Below are 1,549 nucleotides of genomic sequence, written 5' to 3'. Positions count from 1 at the left end.
CTCAAGGGGTGGAGGCCGATTCTAGCTCCTCGACTGGGTCGTTGCCCTTATGGATTATAATTCTTCGGCTTCTCCGGTGCTTCCGTTGTCATGGTTGTACACATGTGAATAAGCGAGATGACAGGTTTGTTGATAAGCTTTATGCAGCACTTTGTTGTAGCTGGGCTTGTCGAATCGGCCCCAATACTTCGTTTGCGTTATACTCTTTCTGCTTTGTCCCCAGTGTATAGAGGACGCGAACCAGTTTTCCACATAAGGCGATAATCGATTGCTTCTTCTTGAGCGGATTTTGACTACGCGTTGTATAATACTCGTGGAGCGCTTTAAACTCTTTGTTTTTGGCTACCATCGGCAGCATGCAGCGGAACAAGATGCCTCTTAGGCGAGAGCGCCCCCGCTTGCTGATTCCGGTCTTTCCCTTACGTTTTCCAGAGCTGTTCTCCGTCAGATTCAGCCCAGCCAGACGGATGATCTGCTGTCCATGGTCGTAGTTGTTCAGATCGCCAACCTCCGCCAAGAAGCCGGCGACGGTCAGAATGCCAATCCCTGGGATGCTCAGCATTTGCTTCGTTCCGGGGATCTTCTCCAGAATCTGCAGGACTTCCGTCATAATGCTTTCTTCTTGCTTGCAGTACAGATCGTACTGCTGCAGCAAGGCGGCAAGCTCGATTCGGGCAGCTGTCAGCCCCTCGGTAAGCCCGATAGAGACCGTAGCGGCAGCATAGAGCTGCTCCGCTCTCTTGATGCCCACTCCACGCTTGATTTCCGTCTTCCAATGTGTGAGAACGCCTCTGGCGCCTATCGAGACAATCTCCTCTGGAGTGGGAAACTGGCGCATGGTCATCAGTGATGCCTTGCCTTCCCAGTCCTTAAACACTTGTGGATACTCCGGAAAGTAGCGGTCAAACCAGTTTGTAATCCGAGCTTTCACTTGATTCAAGCTCACCATGACCTTCTCCCGAAAATTCATCAGAATGCGTAGCTCTGCATATTCCTTGGTCGGCAAATTGGGCTCTGAATATTTCCCGCTCCGAATCAGGTCGGCAATGACCTTCGCATCCTTGTAGTCGCTCTTGGTCTGCGAGTTGTCCTCAAGTTCTTTGCTCTTGTTCACATGGTGCGGATTCACGACGACGACCCTGATGTCTTGCTCCTTCAAAAATGCCGCTAACGGGAACCAGTAGTGTCCGGTAGGCTCGATGCCAAATACGATGTCGGTTTTCTCATGTATCCGGCCAAGCTCCTTCATCCACGCAGCCAGTTTCGTTAGCCCCTCCTGATCGTTGTGGAACACACATTCTTTCCCAAGCTCAATGCCTCGGAAATCCACGGCTCGAGCTACATGAATCTTTTTGGCGATGTCCGCGCCAACAACCAGTGTTTTTTCGGTAATTCGTGTAATCCGTTGATTCTGTTTCTGTTTCAGCTTATACTTCATGTAGAGCGTCCTCCTTTTCATTAGGGCAGTGAATGTGACCATTCCAAGACCCAGCATACAGGAGGCGCTTTTTTCTTTCAAAGCTCAAATTTCTTCATTACAGGAATGGCT

General features: G+C 50.2%; 1 protein-coding gene. It reads right to left on the bottom strand.

From position 1 onward, the window contains the following. Positions 1 to 139: 139 nt before the first annotated feature. A complete protein-coding gene (locus tag AC3WJN_RS25495; RefSeq protein ID WP_193373885.1) occupies positions 140 to 1,426 on the bottom strand; it encodes an IS110 family RNA-guided transposase in 1,287 nt (428 codons plus the stop codon). Between the last annotated feature and the right edge of the window lie 123 nt (positions 1,427 to 1,549).

The organism is Brevibacillus sp. FW306-2-1A-C05A (assembly GCF_058781555.1).
The sequence above is the reverse complement of the archived record's forward strand: the minus strand, read 5'-3'. Positions and strand labels throughout refer to the sequence as shown.